Source organism: Pseudomonas sp. Emmai, assembly GCF_055179735.1.
The window spans coordinates 3,540,234-3,561,783 of record NZ_CM143685.1 but is presented as its reverse complement, the minus strand read 5'-3'; the positions used below and the strand labels follow the sequence as shown (position 1 = coordinate 3,561,783).

14 protein-coding genes and 2 riboswitches are annotated in these 21,550 nt (G+C 62.3%); of the genes, 6 read left to right on the top strand and 8 right to left on the bottom strand.

The window, feature by feature from the left end:
* Nucleotides 1-20 precede the first annotated feature (20 nt).
* Nucleotides 21-1,745: a ubiquinone-dependent pyruvate dehydrogenase gene (gene poxB, locus ACY4LX_RS16295; RefSeq protein ID WP_463260553.1), complete on the top strand. Its 1,725-nt coding sequence runs from the start codon at nucleotides 21-23 to the stop codon at nucleotides 1,743-1,745.
* 82 nt (nucleotides 1,746-1,827) lie between these two features.
* Here the strand turns inward: poxB and ACY4LX_RS16290 are convergent, their stop codons facing one another.
* The 5 genes from ACY4LX_RS16290 to cobW form a co-directional block, all read right to left on the bottom strand.
* Nucleotides 1,828-3,471, bottom strand: coding sequence for a phospholipase D-like domain-containing protein (locus ACY4LX_RS16290; RefSeq protein ID WP_463260552.1), 1,644 nt, complete (start codon nucleotides 3,469-3,471; stop codon nucleotides 1,828-1,830).
* A 36-nt stretch (nucleotides 3,472-3,507) separates the two neighbouring features.
* Nucleotides 3,508-4,110, bottom strand: a complete 603-nt coding sequence (locus ACY4LX_RS16285; RefSeq protein WP_463260604.1) for a vWA domain-containing protein — start codon at nucleotides 4,108-4,110, stop codon at nucleotides 3,508-3,510.
* Between the two features lie 53 nt (nucleotides 4,111-4,163).
* Nucleotides 4,164-5,162, bottom strand: a complete 999-nt coding sequence (locus tag ACY4LX_RS16280; RefSeq protein WP_149661245.1) for an ATP-binding protein — start codon at nucleotides 5,160-5,162, stop codon at nucleotides 4,164-4,166.
* 191 nt (nucleotides 5,163-5,353) lie between these two features.
* Nucleotides 5,354-9,244, bottom strand: coding sequence for a cobaltochelatase subunit CobN (gene cobN / locus ACY4LX_RS16275; protein ID WP_463260551.1), 3,891 nt, complete (start codon nucleotides 9,242-9,244; stop codon nucleotides 5,354-5,356).
* A 3-nt stretch (nucleotides 9,245-9,247) separates the two neighbouring features.
* Nucleotides 9,248-10,312: a cobalamin biosynthesis protein CobW gene (cobW, locus tag ACY4LX_RS16270; RefSeq protein WP_149661247.1), complete on the bottom strand. Its 1,065-nt coding sequence runs from the start codon at nucleotides 10,310-10,312 to the stop codon at nucleotides 9,248-9,250.
* Between the two features lie 96 nt (nucleotides 10,313-10,408).
* Nucleotides 10,409-10,623, bottom strand: a riboswitch (cobalamin riboswitch).
* A 257-nt stretch (nucleotides 10,624-10,880) separates the two neighbouring features.
* A riboswitch (cobalamin riboswitch) is annotated at nucleotides 10,881-11,109 on the top strand.
* Nucleotides 11,110-11,229: 120 nt separating this feature from the next.
* Here cobW and ACY4LX_RS16265 point away from each other — a divergent pair.
* The 4 genes from ACY4LX_RS16265 (at nucleotide 11,230) to cobM (ending at nucleotide 13,395) form a co-directional block, all read left to right on the top strand.
* Entirely contained in the window at nucleotides 11,230-11,424 is a 195-nt protein-coding gene (locus ACY4LX_RS16265; RefSeq protein ID WP_123408989.1) for a CbtB domain-containing protein, read from the top strand.
* Between the two features lie 11 nt (nucleotides 11,425-11,435).
* The gene (locus ACY4LX_RS16260) at nucleotides 11,436-12,143 is read left to right on the top strand and encodes a CbtA family protein (RefSeq protein WP_149661248.1); all 708 of its coding nucleotides are present in this window, start codon (nucleotides 11,436-11,438) and stop codon (nucleotides 12,141-12,143) included.
* A complete protein-coding gene (locus ACY4LX_RS16255; RefSeq protein ID WP_463260550.1) occupies nucleotides 12,140-12,553 on the top strand; it encodes a cobalamin biosynthesis protein in 414 nt (137 codons plus the stop codon). The genes ACY4LX_RS16260 and ACY4LX_RS16255 overlap by 4 nt, the downstream gene beginning before the upstream one ends.
* Before the next feature lie 95 nt (nucleotides 12,554-12,648).
* Complete coding sequence (gene cobM / locus ACY4LX_RS16250) at nucleotides 12,649-13,395, top strand: precorrin-4 C(11)-methyltransferase (protein ID WP_463260549.1); 747 nt, start codon at nucleotides 12,649-12,651, stop codon at nucleotides 13,393-13,395.
* An 87-nt stretch (nucleotides 13,396-13,482) separates the two neighbouring features.
* Here cobM and nfuA read toward each other — a convergent pair whose 3' ends face one another.
* The 3 genes from nfuA to ACY4LX_RS16235 form a co-directional block, all read right to left on the bottom strand.
* A complete protein-coding gene (gene nfuA / locus ACY4LX_RS16245) occupies nucleotides 13,483-14,067 on the bottom strand; it encodes a Fe-S biogenesis protein NfuA (RefSeq protein ID WP_007898222.1) in 585 nt (194 codons plus the stop codon).
* 57 nt (nucleotides 14,068-14,124) lie between these two features.
* Nucleotides 14,125-15,159, bottom strand: a complete 1,035-nt coding sequence (locus tag ACY4LX_RS16240) for an acyltransferase family protein (protein WP_463260548.1) — start codon at nucleotides 15,157-15,159, stop codon at nucleotides 14,125-14,127.
* 176 nt (nucleotides 15,160-15,335) lie between these two features.
* Complete coding sequence (locus tag ACY4LX_RS16235) at nucleotides 15,336-17,621, bottom strand: fatty acid cis/trans isomerase (protein ID WP_463260547.1); 2,286 nt, start codon at nucleotides 17,619-17,621, stop codon at nucleotides 15,336-15,338.
* A 155-nt stretch (nucleotides 17,622-17,776) separates the two neighbouring features.
* On the opposite strand from ACY4LX_RS16235, the gene metH reads away from it, so the two are divergent.
* Nucleotides 17,777-21,487 carry a methionine synthase gene (gene metH / locus ACY4LX_RS16230; protein ID WP_463260546.1) on the top strand — a complete coding sequence of 1,237 codons (3,711 nt, stop codon included), beginning with the start codon at nucleotides 17,777-17,779 and terminating at the stop codon, nucleotides 21,485-21,487.
* The last annotated feature ends 63 nt before the right edge of the window (nucleotides 21,488-21,550 follow it).

Here is a 21,550-nt window from a genome sequence, read left to right as displayed (position 1 = left end):
ATCGATCACTGGAGCACCCCATGGCGAAAATCACCCTTGCCCAGCAACTGGCAACCACCCTTGAGCAGGCCGGCGTCAAGCGCATCTGGGGCCTGACCGGCGACAGCCTCAACGGTTTGACCGAAGCGCTGCGCACCATGGACAGCATCGAGTGGATGCACGTGCGCCACGAAGAGGTCGCGGCGTTTGCCGCCGGGGCCGAGGCAGCTGTCACCGGAGAGCTGGCGGTGTGCGCCGGCAGTTGCGGGCCGGGCAATCTGCACTTGATCAACGGGCTGTTCGACTGCCACCGCAACCATGTGCCGGTGCTGGCGATTGCGGCGCAGATTCCGTCGTCGGAAGTCGGCCTCAACTACTTTCAGGAAACCCACCCGCAGGAGCTGTTCAAGGAGTGCAGCCACTTCGTCGAACTGGTCAGCAACCCGGCGCAGATGCCGCAGGTGCTGCACCGGGCGATGCGCAGCGCGATCCTCAATCGCGGCGTCGCGGTGGTGGTGATTCCCGGTGACGTGGCGTTGCAGGAAGTCGAAGACAACCTCAAGCCGTGGCCGGCCCTTTCCAAGCCGCGCACCCTGCCCGCGCCGCAGGATCTGGATCGCCTCGTTGAACTGCTGAGCCAAAGCAAAGCCGTGACCCTGATGTGCGGTGCCGGTTGCGCCGGGGCTCATGATCAAGTGGTGGCGCTGGCCGATGCCCTCGGCGCGCCGGTGGTGCATGCCTTGCGCGGCAAGGAACACGTGGAGTGGGACAACCCGTTCGACGTCGGCATGACCGGGCTGATCGGCTTCAGCTCCGGGTATCACGCGATGCTCAACTGCGACACCTTGGTGCTGCTCGGCACCGACTTCCCGTATCGCCAGTTCTACCCCACCGACGCCACCATCATTCAGATCGACCACAACCCCGAAGCCCTCGGCCGCCGGACCACCCTGGACCTGGGCATCGCCGCCGATGTCGGCGAAACCCTCGCCGCGCTGCTGCCGCGCCTGCCCTATCGCGGTGATCGCAGCTTTCTGGAATCGTCCCTCGAACACTACAAGAAAGCGCGCCAAGGCCTTGATGACCTGGCCCAGCCCTCCGCGCCAGGCCGGCCGATTCACCCGCAATACCTCACCCGCCTGCTCAGCGAACTGGCGGATGACGATGCGATCTTCACCGCCGACGTCGGCACGCCAACCGTGTGGGCTGCCCGCTACCTGAAAATGAACGGCAAGCGCCGGTTGCTCGGTTCGTTCAACCACGGCTCGATGGCCAACGCCATGCCCCAGGCCATTGGCGCCCAAGCGACGTCCCCGGACCGGCAGGTGATTTCGTTGTCGGGCGACGGTGGTTTCAGCATGTTGATGGGGGATTTCATTTCCCTGGCGCAGTTGAAATTGCCGGTGAAGATCATCGTCTACGACAACGCTTCACTGGGCTTCGTCGCGATGGAAATGAAGTCCGCCGGGATGCTCGATACCGGCACCGACCTGCACAACCCGGACTTTGCGGCGATGGCCAACGCCATGGGCATCCTCGGGATTCGCGTTGAAGAGTCGGAAGACCTGGAGCCGGCGTTGCGCCGGGCGCTGGCGCATGACGGGCCGGTGTTAGTGGATGTGATTACCGCGACCCAGGAACTGGCCATGCCACCGACTATCAAGCTGGAGCAGGCCAAGGGGTTCAGCCTGTACATGCTTAAAGCCGTGATGAGTGGGCGTGGGGATGAGGTGATTGAATTGGCGCGGACGAACTGGTTTCGTTGATTGCCAAGCCGTGCGCGTAAACCCGTGGCGAGGGGGCTTGCCCCCTCGCCACAAGGGTTTGTGTTGAATGGGGGATTGGTGTTTATCGGCCGGAGAATCGCAGTCGTGACAACTGCCGCAAATCCCCCTCCACAAAATAATCATTGCTCCAACGGTCATCCGCCGCCAATGGCGAAACCTCTTTCAGCGCCAGTTTCTTCGCAAAATAGCGAAACCGGTAATGTTCATAAAACCGCAATAACTCCAAGCCATAGCGGTCTGCCAGATCGGTATCGCCGCGAATGATCAGGTAGTTCTCATCATTGCCATTACTGGCCGCCGCACTGAGGTTGTGGCTGCCGCTGATGATCGTCGGCGTGTCGGTGGTGAAGTCGGTGACGATGGCTTTGGTGTGCACCAACAGGTTGCCCTTCTGGCCTTTCATGTTTTCCCGCAGCCAGCCTTCCAGCCCGGTGTTGAGCAGCGCGGTGGCGGCGAATTCGGCGGTGCGATCGGCGTGGAAGCCGGTGATGCGGCTGACGGTGTTTTGCAGGCCGTAGCGCAGGATGTCGTCGTGGGGCTCGCCGAGCAAGGCATTGAGGATGTCGTCGGGCAAGGCGAACGCGGTGACGAACAGTACGTCCTTTTTCGCGGCGTTGATGATCTCGACAAACGCTTTCAGATCCCCCTGCCCGGTACGCGGTGAGAACCCGGCGAACAGTGGCTGCGTCGGGTCCACGGGGTTGTTTTGGGTCAGCCAGGTGCGCGTCGCGCCGACGTCCGCCGGGTTCGCCCACACCTCTTCGAAGGTTTGCAGGTAACTGGCGCCGATCCGCGCGTCGTCAAGCACATGCACCACGTTGGCCTGGCGGTAGACGCCGTTGGGGGTGAAATTGGTGCTGCCGCAGAGCACGGCTTGCGGCCGATGCTCGCCGCCATCGAGTTTGCTCAGGACGATGAATTTGTCGTGGAAGATGTTGTGCGTGACCCGCCCGCGCTTGTTCGCCGCCGGGAGTTTTTCCAGGCTGGCTTCGTTCTTCGTCGTGTCTTCATCGTCCGGCTGCGCGTGATACAGCACCCGCACCTTGACCCCGCGGGCGAAGGCGGCGTTGACCTCATCGACGATCGACTGCAGCTGATACTCGTAGATGGCGATGTCCAGCGCCCATTGGTCATCCACGGCACGCTGGATAAACCCCAGCAAGCGCCCGAGCAAACCGTTCTCCAGCCACTGCTGCGCCGCCAGCGGCCAGGCTTCGATGGGCATGAGCTTGTTGGCGCTGATCTGCGCGTCGAGGTCGGGGAATTTGCGCTGGAATGCCTGACTCGCTGCCACGGCGCGGTTGAAGATCACGCTTTGATGGGTGGGATGGCCGTCGTCGGAGGTGATCGTCAGTTCCAGAAATTCGCCCAGTTGCGGCGCATCCGGCGTGCCATAGGCCAGGTGCACGCGGTAGTGCAGGGTCGTGCCCGGATTGACCGCGTAATCGGCCCAGCGAAATTTCTGCAGCGGCGCGATATCGCTGGGGGTGGCGTGGTATTGGGGGAAGGTGTGGGCCTTGCCGGGGAAGGTCAGGCTGTTGAACAGAAACAGCCACGGTTTGTTGCCGACCTGTTTTTCGATGGCGAAGCCGAGCAGGCCTTTGCGGCGCGGTTCGGCCAGGTCCATGGCCAGTAGCACGCCGTTGGTGCCGGCGTAGGCTTTAACGCGGAAATCATCCTGATGGTTGGCGGCTAGGACGCGCATGGTTCACTCCTGTGAAGATGAAAAGATCGCAGCCCGCTACACGTCATCGATATGCCGATACTCCGCCTGCAACTGCGTAGCCAACACCTTAGCCCGTCCCAGCCGAATCGGCCCGCGTTCGATATCAATCAGCAACCCCGGACACGCCAATACCGGCACGCCTGAGCACTCTTTCAGTCGCCCATCGGTCACCAGCAACAGGCGTTGTTGTTCCGCCGGGAAGCGTTTCTGCCGCGCGCTCAGCCAACGCCCCGCCTCGCCCAGCGCCGCCAGCAACGGTGTGCCGCCGCCCGCCCCCAAGCCGTCGAGCCAGTCACGCAAACCGCTGGAAGCCTTCAAACCCTGCACCTGCCATTTCGGCGTGTGGCCGCTGGCAGTCAACAACGCCAGCCGCGCGCGCTGGCGGTAGGCATCGTCGAACAGCTGCGCCAACAAACCCTTGGCATCGCTCAACGCTTGATGACGACGGGTCGATGCCGAGGCGTCGACGATAACCAGCCACAATTCATGGGCCGAACGGGTGCGCAAATGAAACAGCAGGTCGTCACGTTGACGTGGGCGGCCGTTGAGCAAGGTGCCGGGCCAGTTGATCGAGCCTTGCGGTGCGGCACGGCGCTTGCCTTGCCGGCCATGGTCCAGCCGTCCGGCCCGGGGGCTGGCATTCGCCCCCGCGTCAGATCGAGGGCGAATGCCTAGGGCTTTTTTGGCCAGCTCGGCACTTCACGTCGAGCACCGACCGGCAGCGCCTCGGCGGGCATTTCGCCCCACTGGCCCTGGCCTTCGCTCGGGTTGGCGTTTTGGGTCGCGGGGGGCTGGGATTGTTGCGGCGCCGGGTGGGCATGCTCGCGGCGGCGATGACGCAAGGCAAACTCGGCGACCGCGTCGATATCTTCTTCGGTGATCGCCTTGGCCCCGCGCCAGGCAGCGTGGGCTCGGGCGGCGCGCAGCCAGACCAGGTCGGCACGCAGGCCATCGACACCGGCGGCAAAGCAGCGCTCGGTGATCTGTTCCAGCGCGATGTCATCCAGAGGGATGCTCGCCAATGCGACCCGCGCCTGCTGGCAGCGTTCGCGCAGCGCGTGTTGCTGGCTTTCCCATTCGGCGCAGAAGCCTTGGGGATCGCTGTCGAAAGCCAGGCGACGACGGATGATCTGACCGCGTTCCGTCGGCGCGGTGTGGCCGCTGAGGGCGACGTTCAGGCCAAAGCGGTCGAGCAGTTGCGGGCGCAATTCGCCCTCTTCCGGGTTCATGGTGCCGATCAGCACGAACCTGGCCGAATGCCGATGGGAAATGCCATCGCGCTCGATCAGGTTGGTGCCACTGGCGGCCACGTCGAGCAGCAGGTCGACGAGATGATCGGGCAGCAGATTGACCTCATCGACGTAGAGCACGCCACCGTCAGCCTTGGCCAGCACACCGGGGGAAAACTGCGCTCGCCCGTCGCTCAGGGCGGCGTCGAGGTCGAGGGTGCCGACCAGGCGTTCTTCGGTGGCGCCCAGGGGTAAGGTGACGAACTGGCCGCTGGCGAGCAGGTCCGCGAGGCCACGGGCCAGGGTCGACTTGGCCATGCCCCGCGGGCCTTCGATCAGCACGCCGCCGATTTTCGGGTCGATGGCGGTCAGGTACAGCGCGAGCTTCAAGTCATCGGCGCCGACCACGGCGGAGAGCGGGAAATGGGGGGTATCGGTCATCTTAAATACTCAGTCATGGTCGGTGATTACTCTGTGGCGAGGGAGCTTGCTCCCGCTGGGCTGCGCAGCAGCCCCAACACCTGAAAGCACATTCTGCCTGGCACACCGCATCGTCTGGGTCTACGACTGCTTCGCAGCCGGACGGGAGCAAGCTCCCTCGCCACAGGTAGGTGGCGCTTTCAAATGTCGGGTCAGCTGTCCTCTTCTATATCGAGCAACAAATTCTCCAGCGCCTCGCGGTACTCGCCTGGCTCCTGCCACATCCCGCGCTGCTGCGCCTCCAGCATCCGCTCCGCCATATCCCGCAAGGCATGGGGATTATGCTCGCGCACAAAATCCCGGGTCGCTGGATCGAGCAAATACGCATCCGCCAGTAACGCGTACTGGTGATCGTCGATCAACTGCGTCGTCGCATCAAAGGCAAACAGGTTATCGACCGTCGCCGCGAGTTCGAAAGCGCCCTTGTAGCCATGGCGCTTGACCCCATCAATCCACTTCGGATTCGCCGCTCGGGAGCGTATCACCCGGTTCAACTCTTCCTTCAAGGTGCGAATCTTCGGCAAATCCGGCTGACTGTGATCGCCGTGATAACTGGCCGCCGCCTCGCCGCTCAGGGTTTCCACGGCCGCGAGCATACCGCCCTGGAATTGGTAGTAATCGTTGGAATCGAGCAAGTCATGCTCGCGGTTGTCCTGATTCTGCAGCACCGCTTGCACCTGACTCAGGCGCTGGGCGAATTGTTCGCGAGCAGCGGTGCCTTCGTCGGAGCCGCCGTACGCGTAACCGCCCCAGTTCAGGTAGACCTCGGCCAGATCCTCGCGGCTTTGCCACAAGCGACCGTCGATGGCGCCCTGCACGCCCGCGCCGTAGGCACCGGGTTTGGCCCCGAAAATCCGCCAGCCCGCCTGACGCCGGGCGGCGTCTTCATCCAGACCGCTGGCCAGCAAGGCCTCACGTTCGGCGCGCACCTTGGCCGCCAGTGGGTTGAGATCGTCCGGTTCGTCCAGGTCGGCAACCGCTTGTACGGCGGCGTCAAACAGGCGAATCAGGTTGGCAAACGCATCGCGGAAGAACCCGGACACGCGCAAGGTCACGTCCACGCGCGGACGGTCGAGCAAACTGACCGGCAGGATCTCGAAATCATCGACCCGCTGACTGCCCGTGGCCCACACCGGGCGCACGCCCATCAGTGCCATGGCCTGGGCGATGTCGTCGCCGCCGGTGCGCATGGTCGCCGTGCCCCACACCGACAGGCCCAATTGACGCAGGTGGTCGCCGTGGTCCTGCAAGTGCCGTTCGAGTATCAGGTTGGCCGACTGGAAACCGATGCGCCATGCCGTGGTGGTCGGCAGGTTGCGCACATCCACGGAATAGAAATTGCGCCCGGTGGGCAGCACGTCGAGGCGACCGCGACTCGGTGCACCGCTGGGGCCAGCCGGGACGAAACGGCCGCTGAGGGCGTCGAGCAAGCCGCGCATTTCGGCCGGGCCGCAGGCGTCCAGGCGTGGGGCGACCACCTCGCACAGATTGTCGAGTATCGCGTTCACTTCGGCCCAACTCGGCCCCTGTGGGAGCGGGCTTTTGTGGCGAGGGGGCTTGCCCCCGTTGGACTGCGCAGCAGTCCCCTGCTTTTCAGGGATAAGCGGGCCCGCTTCGCGACCCAACGGGGGCAAGCCCCCTCGCCACAGTTGCTCCCCCTTTGCATTCAAGGTCTGTTCGATCAGCTGGGCGGCGAACAATTCAAGACGCTCCCGGGTATCCCCCGCCGTGCGCCACACTTCATCACTGACCGCTTGCAGCTCATCAGGACGCGCACCCGTCCACGGCTCGGCCAACTCACAATCCAGCGGATCAAACCCCAACCCGAACGCCTTGGCCAACGCCCGCAACACACTCGACTGCGCCCCACGCCCATCCCCCCGGGGAATCCGCAGCAACGCCAACAACGTATCAATGCGCAACCGCCCGGTCGGCGATTCGCCGAAGATGTGCAGGCCATCGCGAATCTGCGATTCCTTCAAATCACACAAATAGGTGTCCAGGCGCGGCAACCAGATCGCCGCATCCGCGTCGCTGTCGAGTTTCGCGTCCAGTTGCAGTTCGCGGTCGATATGCGTGTCGCGCACCAGTTGCAGGATGTCGCGCTGCAATTCACGGGCGCGACGTGGATCGAGCAGTTGCGCTTCGTAATACTCGTCTGCCAGCAATTCCAGGTTACGCAGCGGGCCGTAGGTTTCGGCGCGGGTCAGGGGCGGCATCAGGTGATCGATGATCACGGCCTGGGTGCGGCGCTTGGCCTGGGCGCCCTCGCCCGGGTCGTTGACGATAAACGGATAGATGTTCGGCAGCGGCCCGAGCAATGCGTCCGGCCAGCAGTTTTCCGACAGCCCCACACCCTTGCCCGGCAGCCATTCAAGGTTGCCGTGCTTGCCGACGTGGATCACGCCATGGGCGCCGTAGGTGTTGCGCAGCCAGAAGTAGAACGCCAGGTAGCCGTGGGGCGGCACCAGGTCCGGGTCGTGATAGACCGCGCTCGGATCAACCTGATACCCCCGGGCCGGCTGGATGCCGACGAAGGTCAGGCCGAAGCGCAGACCGGCGATCATCATCCGCCCGCCGCGGAACATTGGATCGTTTTGCGGCGCCCCCCAACGCTCCAGCACCGCTTGGCGGTTGGCTTCGGGCAGTGCGTTGAACATCAGGTCGTAATCGACCAGCGCCAGGCTTTGCATGCACGGGCGCTGGTCGAGGGTGTCGAGGTCGTTGCTGACGCCGCCAAGCAACTGCTGGATCAACGCGGTGCCGCTGTCCGGCAACTCGGCGGGCAGCGGATAACCTTCGTTATGCAACGCACGCAGGATATTCAGCGCCGCCGCCGGGGTGTCGAGGCCGACGCCGTTACCGATGCGACCATCGCGGGTCGGGTAGTTGGCCAGGATCAGCGCGATGCGTTTTTCGCCGTTGGGCACCCGCGCCAGATCGATCCAGCGCCGCGCCAGTTCGGCGACGAAGTCCATGCGCTCCGGTTGCGGCCGGTAGCAGACCACATCGGACTGACTGCGCTCGCTGCGCCAGGCCAGGTCCTTGAAGCTGATCGGCCGGCTGATGATCCGCCCGTCGAGTTCCGGCAGCGCGATGTGCATCGCCAGATCCCGCGGGCCGAGGCCCTGTTCGCTGGCGCGCCAGCCGGGTTCGTTGTCCTGGGCGCAAATCGCCTGAATGACGGGAATGTTGCGGCGAAACGGTCGCAAATGCGGCGCTTCGGGGCTGGATTGGGCGAAACCGGTGGTGTTCAAAATCACCGCCGCCTGCACTTCATCCAACAGGTCCTCGACCACCGTCAGGCAGCCGGGTTCTTTCAAACTGGCCACCGCAATCGGCAACGGGTTCAAACCCGCTGCTTGCAGACGCTGGCAGAAAATATCGATGAAACCGGTGTTCGCCGCCTGCAAATGCGAGCGGTAGAACAGCACCGCCGACACCGGTTGATCAGCCTGCCAGTCGGCTTGCCAATCGCTCAGGTCTGCGGGGCTTTTTTTCGGGTGGTAGATCGCGGTGCGCGGCAGGGTTTGTGGCTCGGCCCAGGCGTAGTCCCGGTCCAGCCAGCGACTGGCCAGGCAACGGAAAAAATCCAGGGCATTGCCCATGCCGCCCTGACGCAGAAACTGCCAGAGGCGATCACGGTCTTCAGCGCCCACGGTGCTCAAGTCGCTGAGTTCCGGGTCCGGGCGGTCATCGCCGGGCACCAGGATCAGTTGCACGCCGCGTTCGGACAGCTCGACCAGCCGCTCGACACCGTAACGCCAATAGGCGATGCCGCCGTGCAGCGAGATCAGAATCACCTTGGCGTGGCGCAGCACTTCATCGACGTACAAATCCACCGACGCGTGATTCTGCACCTGCATCGGATTGGCCAGGCGCACGCTCGGGTAGTCGTCGGGCAACTGCTGCGCGGCTTCGGCGAGCAGCGCGAGGCTGGAGTCGCCGCTGCACAGGATCACCAGCTCGGCGGGGGTTTGTCCAAGGTCGGCAATGTTGTCATCCGACACGAAACCGCCGGGCTGGGTCCTGAGCAGGTGCATGGCTTAAACGCTGAGCGCGGCGCGCAGTTGCGCTTCGAGTTGCGCGGCGTCCAATTCCTGGCCGATCAACACCAGACGGGTGGTGCGCGCTTCATCGGCGCCCCACTGACGGTCGAAGTGCTTGTCAAAACGCGTGCCCACGCCCTGGATCAACAGGCGCATCGGTTTGTTCGGGATCGCGGCGAAACCTTTAACGCGCAGGATGCCGTGCTTGACCACCAGTTGCGTCAGCGCGTCCATCAGCAGGCTTTCGTCGGCTTGGGGCAGTTCGATGGAGATGGAATCGAAGGCGTCATGATCGTGGTCGTCATCGCCGTCACCGTGGTGGTGATCGTGGTGGCTGTGACGGCTGTCGATGTGTTCTTCGGAGCCGGCACCGAGGCCGATCAGCACGTCCAGTGGTACGCGGCCGCTGCTGGCTTCGATGACTTTGACCGCTGGCGGCAGTTCTTCGGCGACTTCCAGGCGTACGCGGGCCAGGTCTTCCGGGCTGATCAGGTCGGCCTTGTTGAGGATCACGAGGTCGGCGCTGGCGAGTTGGTCGGCGAACAGTTCGTGCAGGGGCGATTCGTGGTCCAGGTTCGGGTCGAGTTTGCGCTGGGCATCGACTTGATCCGGGAACGCGGCGAAGGTGCCGGCGGCGACGGCCGGGCTGTCGACCACGGTGATGACCGCGTCAACCGTGCAGGCGCTGCGGATTTCCGGCCACTGGAAGGCTTGTACCAGGGGTTTTGGCAGGGCCAGGCCCGAGGTTTCGATCAGGATGTGGTCGAGGTCGCCGCGACGGGCGACCAATTCGCGCATCACCGGGAAGAATTCTTCCTGGACGGTGCAGCACAGGCAGCCGTTGGCCAGTTCGTAGACGCGGCCGTTGGCTTCTTCTTCGGTGCAGCCGATGGAGCACTGCTTGAGGATTTCGCCGTCGATGCCCAGCTCGCCAAACTCGTTGACGATCACCGCGATGCGGCGACCCTGGGCGTTGTCCAGCATGTGGCGCAGCAAGGTGGTTTTGCCCGAGCCGAGGAAGCCGGTAACGATGGTGACGGGGAGTTTGGCCAGTGTTTTCATCGGATGCCCTTTGGCAAGGTGGCGGGCATACGGGACGACAACCGCGGCGATGAATGCGCGGAAGATTTCGCCACCGGATCACCCCGCCCGGTTGTAGTGAGAATTCGTTTCGAGGCAGGTCTCCTGGCTTCCAGTGCGCCGGCCTTGGTGGCCTGGCATTCGCTGCGCCTTCCCGCGAACCCTTTGGACAGGGCTTGCAGTGGCGTGGCAGCGAACATCACCGTTCACAGTTGCGGGGGCAGCCGCGGCATCGACCGCGTTCCCTTCTTAGCTTCGGCAGACGCCGAAGAACCTCGAAAGCGCAAGGCTACGCATCGGTTGGGGGCGGGTCAACGTCTGCGGGGTGATGATCGTTCCCACGCCCTGCGTGGGAATGCCTCAACGGACGCTCCGCGTTCGGCTTTCGATGGGGACGCGGAGCGTCCAGGGCTGCATTCCTTTGCTGCGCGTGGGAACGATCAACAGGACGGCGGCGCTCGTGTAGGAGCGAGGCTTGCCCGCGAAGGCAGCGACTCGGTCTTTAACTGAGAACCCCTGCCAATTGACTCCCCCGCCCCGCCCATGCTCTCCTGTGCGCCTTGTTACGGGTGCCCTTCACAGGGTGAAACGGGAAACCGGTGAATCATGTGCTTTACTCTAAAGTCATGTCAGTCCGGTGCTGCCCCCGCAACGGTAAGCGAGCGAAGAATCAGATCCACTGTGCCGGCAGTTCGGCATGGGAAGGCGATTCTTGCAGGTTTCGGTGCAAGCCCAAGCCCCTCGTGAGCCCGGAGACCGGCCCGCAACACAAAGTGACCACTACGATCACTGAATAACAAACCCGCGGTGGGCGGGCGCTGTTCGAACCTTTGCGCACCCTATGCGCAAGGGTCTTTCATGCGCTCTATTCACCCGCTGACAGACCAGAGGGAAGCGCCATGTCGATCATCAGCAGCACCGACCACAGCAGCACCGCCAGCAGCACCACAACCCTGAGCCAACGCCTGACCGCCGCCGTATGCGCGTCGATCCTGGGTGCGTGCCTGGTGTATTTCGCCGGTTTCTCGCACATCGAAGCGGTGCACAACGCCGCCCACGATACCCGTCACAGCTCCGCGTTCCCGTGCCATTGAGACCTGCCGACATGTTCAAGCGTATTGCGCAAACCGCAGGTTTCACCGGGTTGCTGGCCGCCCTGTTGTTGACCCTGCTGCAAAGTTTCTGGGTTGCTCCGCTGATTCTTCAGGCGGAAACCTATGAAAAATCCGAGCCTGCGGCCGTGGTTGCTCACGAGCACACCGACGGCGCCATGGCTGCTCACACTCACGACGCCGAAGCCTGGGAGCCGGAAGACGGCTGGCAGCGCGTGCTGTCCACCACGGGCGGTAACCTGGTGGTCGCCGTCGGATTCGCGTTGATGCTCGCTGGTCTCTACACCCTGCGCGCGCCGACCAAAACCGCTCAGGGCCTGCTTTGGGGCTTGGCGGGCTACGCGACCTTCGTACTGGCGCCGACCCTCGGCCTGCCACCGGAATTGCCGGGCACGGCCGCCGCCGACCTGGCACAACGGCAGATCTGGTGGGTTGGCACCGCCGCCTCCACCGCGGTCGGCATCGCGCTGATCGTGTTCAGCCGCCACTGGCTGATGAAGATCCTCGGCGTGGCGATCCTCGCGGTTCCGCATGTGATTGGCGCACCGCAACCGGAAGTGCACTCGATGCTGGCCCCTGAAGCCCTGGAATCGCAGTTCAAAATCGCTTCGCAGTTGACCAACGTGGTGTTCTGGCTGGCCTTGGGCCTGATCAGCGCCTGGTTGTTCCGCCGCAAAAGCGATGGCCAATCCCACGCATGACTGACACCCGCACAGCGCCGACGCTAGTGGTCGGCCTGGGCTGCCAGCGCGGCTGTCCCGCCAGCACGCTGCGGGCGCTGCTCGATCAGGCACTGCAGGCGCATCAAATCGAACTTCGGCAGATCAAGGCGTTGGCCAGTATCGACTTGAAGCGTGATGAGCCTGGCCTGATCGAGTTGGCCGCGCAGTTGGGGCTGGAATTGATGTATTTCAGCAGTGAGCAATTGGCCGGTTATCAGCCGCAACTCAGCCATCAATCGCAGATCGCGTTCGAACGCACCGGCTGTTACGGCGTCGCGGAAAGCGCCGCCCTGGCCCTGGCTGAACACCTGGCCCAGGCCCCGGCGAAGCTGCTGATTTCACGACAGAAATACGCCCAGGCCACGCTCGCATTGGCCTGTGCTGCCTGAAATCCCCGATAATCCCCGCCTCGATCATGAGCAATCTTCATCTGAAGCCTTGCCCAAGCCCTTTTTCTGACAGCTCTTTATTTTAGGAACGGATGATGACCGTCTACTTCATTGGCGCAGGTCCCGGCGACCCGGAACTGATCACCGTCAAAGGCCAACGGCTGATTCGCAGCTGCCCGGTAATCATCTACGCCGGTTCGCTGGTGCCGGCGGCCGTGCTGGAAGGCCACCGGGCCGGCACGGTGGTCAACAGCGCCGAGTTGCACCTGGAACAGATCATTGAATTGATCAAGACCGCTCACGCCAAGGGGCAGGATGTGGCGCGGGTGCATTCTGGCGATCCGAGTTTGTATGGCGCGATTGGTGAGCAGATTCGCTACCTGCGTGAACTCGATATTGCGTTTGAAATCATTCCCGGCGTCACAGCGACATCGGCTTGCGCGGCGCTATTGGGTGCCGAACTGACGTTGCCGGATATCTCGCAAAGCGTAATCCTCACCCGTTACGCCGACAAGACGTCGATGCCGCCCGGTGAAGAACTGGGCAGCCTGGCGCAGCATGGGGCGACCATGGCGATTCATCTGGGGGTCAATCATCTGCAGAAGATCCTCGCAGAATTGCTGCCGCATTACGGCGCGGACTGCCCGATCGCGGTGATTCACCGGGCGACGTGGCCGGATCAGGATTGGGTGGTGGGAACGCTGGAGGACATTGCCGCGAAGGTTGAAGCCAAGGGGTTTCGGCGTACGGCGTTGATTCTGGTGGGGCGTGTGTTGGGGAGTGATGCGTTTAGTGAGTCGTCGCTTTATCGCGCTGGGCATGCGCATTTGTACCGCCCGTAAGATAATCGTCCCCACGCTCTGCGTGGGAACGATCATAAAAAAAACGGCGCTCACGGGGCGCCGTTTTTTTATGTCGCAGCGAACACCTTAGTAGTAGGCGTTTTCTTTCTGCGTGTGGTCAGTCACGTCGCGAACACCCTTGAGCTCGGGAATGCGTTCGAGCAAGGTGCGCTCGATGCCTTCGCGCAAGGTGACGTCTGCCTGGCCGCAGCCCTGGCAACCACCACCGAACTTGAGGACGGCGATGCCGTCTTCGACCACATCGATCAGGCTGACCTGACCGCCGTGGCTCGCGAGCCCCGGGTTGATCTCGGTTTGCAGGTAGTAGTTGATGCGCTCGTTGACCGGGCTGTCGGCGTTGACCATCGGTACTTTGGCGTTTGGTGCCTTAATGGTCAGCTGGCCGCCCATGCGGTCGGTGGCGTAGTCGACCACCGCGTCGTCCAGGAAAGCTTCGCTGAACGAATCGATGTACGCGGTGAAGCTTTTGAGCCCCAACGCGGTGTCTTCAGGTTTTTCTTCGCCCGGCTTGCAGTAGGCAATGCAGGTTTCGGCGTACTGGGTGCCAGGCTGGGTGATGAAGACGCGGATGCCGATGCCTGGGGTGTTCTGCTTGGAGAGCAGATCTGCCAGATAATCGTGGGCGGCGTCAGTGATGGTAATAGCGGTCATGGAAACTCCTCGCAGGCTTGGGCGCAGTTTACGCCAATCATCGCGCGGCACAAAGTCCTAGTATTTTTGTCGGGAAAGCGCCGGTACGGGTTGAGCAACCGTTTCGCCGTCAATCCGGGCTTTAAGCCACCGATAGCTGCGTTTTTCCACCCATTCGTAACTTGCCCAGGAACCCAGGCCGATGGTCGCCGCGCAAACGGTGAACATCACGTAGGGATTCACGCCATAACGCTGTGCGACAAATCCACCGGCGGACAGCACCAGCACATGCATCAGGTACACCGAGTAGGAACAATTACCGAGCAGTTCGAACACCCGGTTGTGCTCGACATAGCGTTCCAGCGAGATGCACGCCATCACCAGCACGGCACTTGGCAAGCCCCATGCCAGGAATCGAGGCTCCGGGGCCAGGTGATAAATGGTCAACAACGCGCCCACAATCCCCAGCAACGGCAGGTATAACCCCGGTTTGATCCAGCCCCGGCGATAAACCATGCCAAGGGCAATCCCCAGCAAAAACTCATAAACGATGTCCGAACGGTAGAACTCGCTGACCCAGCCATAACCGGTCCAGGCCTGGCACACCGCGAACAGCAGCGCCGCGACGATCCATAACCGCCAGTGCAGACGGAACAGTAACGCCCAGCCGAACAACAGGTAAAACAGCATTTCGTAGTTCAACGTCCAGCCGACGTTGAGGGTCGGATAAATCCCATAGCCGCCGGGATTCTCCGTAGGAATAAACAATAGCGACAGCAGGAAATGCGACCAATCGACCGTCTGATCCGGCAACACCGGTCTGGCGAATACGACCACCAACGCCATCAGCGCGGTATACAGCCAATACGCCGGGACGATGCGAAACAGCCGATACAACAGGAATCGCGCCGGCGGCAGGGATTTGCCCTCGGTGGACAGGAAAATCACCAGCCCACTGATGACAAAGAACACATCGACCCCCACTGCGCCCTTGTCGATAAACGCCTGCCCCACCGGCCCACGAGCGTGGAAGTCGAAGAAAATCTGCATGAAATGGTGGCCGACCACCGCCCAGGCCGCGATGAAGCGCAGGGCTTGTACCGACATCAACATCAACCGCCCTCCCGTCAAATCACCGCATAGTCCTTCTAGGAGCGAAGCTTGCTTGCGAAAGCGGCGTGTCAGTCGACATCAATGTTGAATGTGACGGCCTCTTCGCGAGCAAGCTTTGCTCCTACAGGGGATTGGCGGCATTACAGGTGGGACACCGGACGCTGTTCAAAGGTCGATCAAAGATTCTCGTACCGGTTCATGTCCAGCACGCCCTCTTCCACCGGGTCGGTTTCGTGAACGTACTGGCTCAGATCATGGAAGTAGAACCAGAACTGCGGATGACTGCGCCGAATCCCCCAGCGCTCGACAATCTTCTCGAAGCGATGGGCATCCTTGGCGTTCTCCATCGCATCCACAAACGCCGGCACCTGATCCGCCGGGATGTTGAACATGAAGTTCGGGTAGCTGCTGAGCACGCCCGGGTAAATGGTCAATGTGTCGAGCCCTGGCTGATAACGCAGGGACTCGCCGAGCAGGAACGCCACGTTGCTGTGGGCACGGTTGCGCAGCAGGCTGTAGATCTCGCGTTTACCGCTAGCCGATTCGATGCGCAACATGGTCGCTTCCGGCAACTGATCAATCACCTTCAACCCCGCCGCCGGCCGCGACGTCAGGCGACTCAGGGCCTGTTCGGCGTTCTGCAACGCCGGGTCGATGTTCGGCCGCGAGCAATAGGCACCGTCGCAACGGTTGATCGGATCGGGCTTGGCATTGAGTTCGCCGTAACGGCCCAGCAACTGCATCGCAAAGTCGCGTTTCGGGTCTTTTTCGTCGAGTTTCAGCGCGGTGGGCTTGTCGTTGTCGATGGCCTCGTAATCCAGCCACATCTTGAATTTGCCGCCGCTCTGGTACCAATCGTCGAGGTAGTCGCCCCGGGAATCGGCGGGCATCAGGCGCAGGAAATTTTGCTCGGCACCGTTGCGGATCAGGTCGAAATACAGGCGTGTCTGGGCCTGGTGGGAGACGTTGCCGAACACATCGAAGTTGACCGCCAACTGGTAATAGGTGCGTTCCAGCAGCGGGAAGTCGAACAGCCAGATAGTTTGCGGCACGTCACCGATCAGGCCCTTGTTCACCGAGGCGCTGTCGAAGTGGCGGAAGATCGTCAGCAGCGCGTTGTCATTGCCCGCCCACAACGTCGACCAGCTCGGCGCCGGCGCATCGGCGTAGCTGTCCCGGCGCAGGGCTTCGTATTCGTTGCGCTTGTCGCGGTAGTCGCGCCACAGGCTCAGGACGCTGCCGACATCGTCGTTCTGCCCCGGCATCGCCAGCAACGGCGTGGCCTGGCCGCGGTAGTTCGGGTCGATGATATAGAGGTCATGCTCCGGGGCCTGGAACAGCGCCCAGAAGTGGTCGCGGATCACGTCGGTGGCGATCTGACCCCGGCACACCGGGCCACGAATAAAGGTGCGCACGAAGTATTCGGCGTTATCCAGCATGAATTGATAGCGCGCCTGAGCCGGGATCGCCTCGAACGTGGTGAACGGATTGGCCCGCCGCTCCGGGCCATAACCCGGCAAGGCGTTGACCTGCCAGTTGCCACTGAAGAACAGGCTTTTGACCCGCGACAGCTTCGCGGCGCTGAGCGGATAGGTGATGTGAGTCTTCTGCACGATCACCCCTTGCACTGGCCACAAGCGGTAATAAACCTGGGTGCCCGGATCGTCGTTCGGGCGGCGGGTGTTGATCAGGTCGATCGGCTGGCCGGTCGGCGTGCGCGAACGCACCCACTGGAAGAAATGCCCCGGCTCGCCATCCTTGAAATAGATGTGCGCCAGGAACCAATGTTCGAACAACCAGCGCCCCACCAGACTGCCACGAGAGCCGGGCGCGTTTAGCAGGTTCTCCCATTGCACCACCTGCAAGGCTTCCTGCGCGGACGGCACCAGGCCTTGTTCATCAATCGGCGCCCCGGAAGCGAGCCAGCGCTGCAATGTCTGGTATTGCTGATCGGTCAGGCCGGTCACCGCCAGCGGCATGCCTTCCTTCGGGTGCGCGCCGGCATAACCGTCGAACTCCGCCGGCATGGCGCACATGTTTTCCCGGTTCAGGCCCAGCACGATGTCTTCCGGCAACTTGGCGTTGGGGGTCAGCGGAGTTTTGTGGCCCAGTTCCAGCATCCGCGCCATCAACGCCGCCTGGCTGCCTTGGGCGTCGAGCACTGAATAGAAGTCCTTGTGCTGCCACGCCAGTTTGCCAAACGCGTCATAAAACAGCCGGGTCGGCGCGGCGGCCACGCTGCGTTCGCCGTCGTAGACCGGAATCTTGGTCGCGCCACGGGCCGCCCCTTCGCCACTGCCCAGGTTGAGCTGACAGGCGGAGTCGTAGCAGGCGTGGCAGGCCACGCACTTTTCGGTGAAGATCGGTTGGATGTCACGGGTGTAAGAGATTTCGGGACTTTGCGCAGCGGCGCCCCAGCTTGATAGCAGCAACAAAATGCTGACAACGACGCGATACGACATATCCCTGGTCCCGATCATGAAAAAACGCCGCGATTCTACCGGGCTACCACCGCCACCAACATGAGCGATATTCATGCAAAACCTTGGCATGCTCTAAAAGCGCACAGGTTTGCTATTATCCCGGCCCTTCGTCATGGTCTTTCCGAGTAGTCCAAATGTCCGATCGCAGTGTTCGCCTTCAAGCTCTCAAGCACGCCCTCAAAGAGCGCATCCTGATTCTCGACGGTGGCATGGGCACGATGATCCAGAGCTACAAGCTCGAAGAGCAGGATTACCGTGGCAAACGCTTCGCCGACTGGCCGAGCGATGTGAAAGGCAACAACGACCTGTTGGTGTTGACGCGCCCGGACGTGATCGGCTCGATTGAGAAAGCCTACCTGGATGCCGGCGCCGACATCCTCGAAACCAACACCTTCAACGCCACCCAGGTGTCCCTCGCCGACTACGGCATGCAAGGCCTGGCGTATGAGTTAAACGTAGAAGGCGCGCGCCTGGCCCGCAAGGTCGCCGACGCCAAGACCCTGGAAACCCCGGAGAAGCCGCGTTTCGTCGCGGGCGTGATCGGGCCGACCAGCCGCACCTGCTCGCTGTCGCCGGACGTGAACAACCCCGGCTACCGCAACGTGACCTTCGATGAACTGGTGGAAAACTACACCGAGGCCACCAAAGGCCTGATCGAAGGTGGGGCCGACCTGATCCTGATCGAAACCATTTTCGACACCCTTAACGCCAAAGCCGCGATCTTCGCTGTGCAGGGGGTTTTCGAAGAGCTCGGCATCGAACTGCCGATCATGATTTCCGGCACCATCACCGACGCCTCCGGCCGCACCCTGTCGGGTCAGACCACTGAAGCGTTCTGGAACTCCGTGGCCCACGCCAAGCCGATTTCGGTGGGCCTGAACTGCGCCCTCGGCGCCAGCGAGTTGCGTCCGTACCTGGAAGAGCTGTCGAACAAGGCCGACACCCACGTCTCGGCGCACCCGAACGCCGGCCTGCCGAACGAATTCGGCGAGTACGACGAACTGCCGGCGCAAACCGCCAAGGTCATCGAGGAATTCGCTCAAAGCGGCTTCCTCAACATCGTCGGCGGTTGCTGCGGCACCACGCCGGGCCACATCGAAGCCATCGCCAAAGCCGTGGCCGGTTACGCACCGCGGGTGATTCCGGAAATTCCGAAGGCCTGCCGCCTGTCGGGCCTGGAGCCGTTCACCATCGATCGCAACTCGTTGTTCATCAACGTCGGCGAGCGCACCAACATCACCGGCTCGGCCAAATTCGCCCGCCTGATCCGTGAAGACAACTACACCGAAGCCCTGGAAGTCGCCCTGCAACAGGTCGAAGCCGGCGCCCAGGTGATCGACATCAACATGGACGAAGGGATGCTCGATTCGAAGAAGGCCATGGTGACCTTCCTCAATCTGATTGCCGGTGAGCCGGACATCTCCCGCGTGCCGATCATGATCGACTCCTCGAAGTGGGAAGTGATCGAAGCCGGCCTGAAATGCATCCAGGGCAAGGGCATCGTCAACTCGATCAGCATGAAAGAAGGCGTCGAGCAGTTCATTCATCACGCCAAACTGTGCAAGCGCTACGGCGCCGCAGTCGTGGTGATGGCGTTCGACGAAGCCGGCCAGGCCGACACCGAAAAGCGCAAGAAAGAAATCTGCAAACGCTCCTACGACATTCTGGTCAACGAAGTCGGCTTCCCGCCGGAAGACATCATCTTCGACCCGAACATCTTCGCCATCGCCACCGGCATCGAAGAACACAACAACTACGCCGTCGATTTCATCAATGCCTGCGCCTACATCCGCGATGAGCTGCCGTATGCGCTGACCTCCGGCGGTGTGTCCAACGTGTCGTTCTCGTTCCGCGGCAACAACCCGGTGCGTGAGGCGATCCACTCGGTGTTCCTGCTGTATGCGATCCGCAACGGCCTGACCATGGGCATCGTCAACGCCGGTCAGCTGGAGATCTACGACCAGATCCCGGCCGAGCTGCGTGACGCCGTGGAAGACGTGGTGCTCAACCGCACGCCGGAAGGCACCGACGCCCTGCTCGCCCTCGCCGACAAGTACAAGGGCGACGGCAGCGTCAAGGAAGCCGAGACCGAAGAGTGGCGCGGCTGGCCGGTCAACAAGCGTCTGGAACATGCACTGGTCAAGGGCATTACCACGCACATTGTTGAAGACACCGAAGAGTCCCGGCAGTCGTTCAGTCGCCCGATCGAAGTGATCGAAGGCCCGCTGATGTCGGGCATGAACATCGTCGGTGACCTGTTCGGCGCCGGCAAAATGTTCCTGCCACAAGTGGTGAAATCCGCCCGGGTGATGAAGCAGGCCGTGGCCCACTTGATCCCGTTCATCGAACTGGAAAAAGGCGACAAGCCGGAAGCCAAGGGCAAGATCCTCATGGCCACCGTAAAAGGTGACGTGCACGACATCGGCAAAAACATCGTCGGCGTGGTGCTGGGCTGTAACGGCTACGACATCGTCGACCTCGGCGTGATGGTGCCGGCGGAGAAGATCCTGCAGGTGGCCAAGGAGCAGAAGTGCGACATCATCGGCCTGTCCGGTCTGATCACGCCGTCGCTGGATGAAATGGTCCACGTCGCCCGCGAGATGCAGCGCCAGGACTTCCACCTGCCGCTGATGATCGGTGGCGCCACCACCTCCAAAGCGCACACGGCGGTGAAGATCGAGCCCAAGTACAGCAATGACGCGGTGATCTACGTCACCGACGCCTCCCGCGCCGTGGGCGTGGCGACGCAGTTGCTGTCCAAGGAATTGAAGCCGGCCTTCATTGAGAAGACCCGCCTGGAATACATCGAAGTCCGCGAGCGCACCGCCAACCGCAGTGCGCGCACCGAACGCCTGAGCTACCCGGCGTCCATCGCCAAGAAGCCGCAGTTTGACTGGAGCACGTATGAGCCGGTCAAGCCGACGTTCACCGGCTCCCGCGTGCTGGATAACATCGATTTGAAGGTGCTGGCCGAGTACATCGACTGGACGCCGTTTTTTATCTCCTGGGACCTGGCCGGCAAATTCCCGCGCATCCTCGAAGACGAAGTGGTCGGTGAAGCCGCCACCTCGCTGTACGCCGATGCCAAGGAAATGCTCGCCAAGCTGATCGACGAGAAGCTGATCAGCGCCCGTGCGGTGTTCGGTTTCTGGCCGGCCAACCAGGTGCGTGAGGATGACATCGAGGTTTACGGCGATGACGGCAAGCCGATTGCCAAGCTGCATCACTTGCGCCAACAGATCATCAAGACCGACGGCAAGCCGAACTTCTCCCTGGCCGACTTCGTCGCGCCGAAGGACAGCGAAATCACCGACTACGTGGGTGGCTTCATCACCACCGCCGGGATCGGCGCCGAAGAAGTGGCCAAGGCGTATCAGGACGCGGGCGACGATTACAACTCGATCATGGTCAAGGCCCTGGCCGACCGTCTGGCCGAGGCCTGTGCCGAGTGGTTGCACCAGCAAGTGCGTAAAGAACACTGGGGTTATGCCAAGGACGAGACCCTGGACAACGACGCGCTGATCAAAGAGCAATACACCGGCATCCGCCCTGCCCCCGGCTACCCGGCCTGCCCGGATCACACCGAGAAAGGCACGCTGTTCGCCCTGCTGGATCCTGAAGCCAGTGAAATGCACGCCGGGCGCAGCGGCGTGTTCCTCACCGAACACTACGCGATGTTCCCGGCGGCAGCGGTCAGCGGCTGGTACTTCGCGCATCCGCAGGCGCAGTACTTCGCCGTGGGCAAGATCGACAAGGATCAGGTGCAGAGCTATACGTCGCGCAAAGGCCAGGAATTGAGCGTGACCGAGCGTTGGTTGGCGCCGAACCTGGGTTACGACAACTAAGCCTCACATGATCGTTCCCATGCTCCGCGTGGGAATGCCTCAATGGACGCTCCGCGTCCGCTT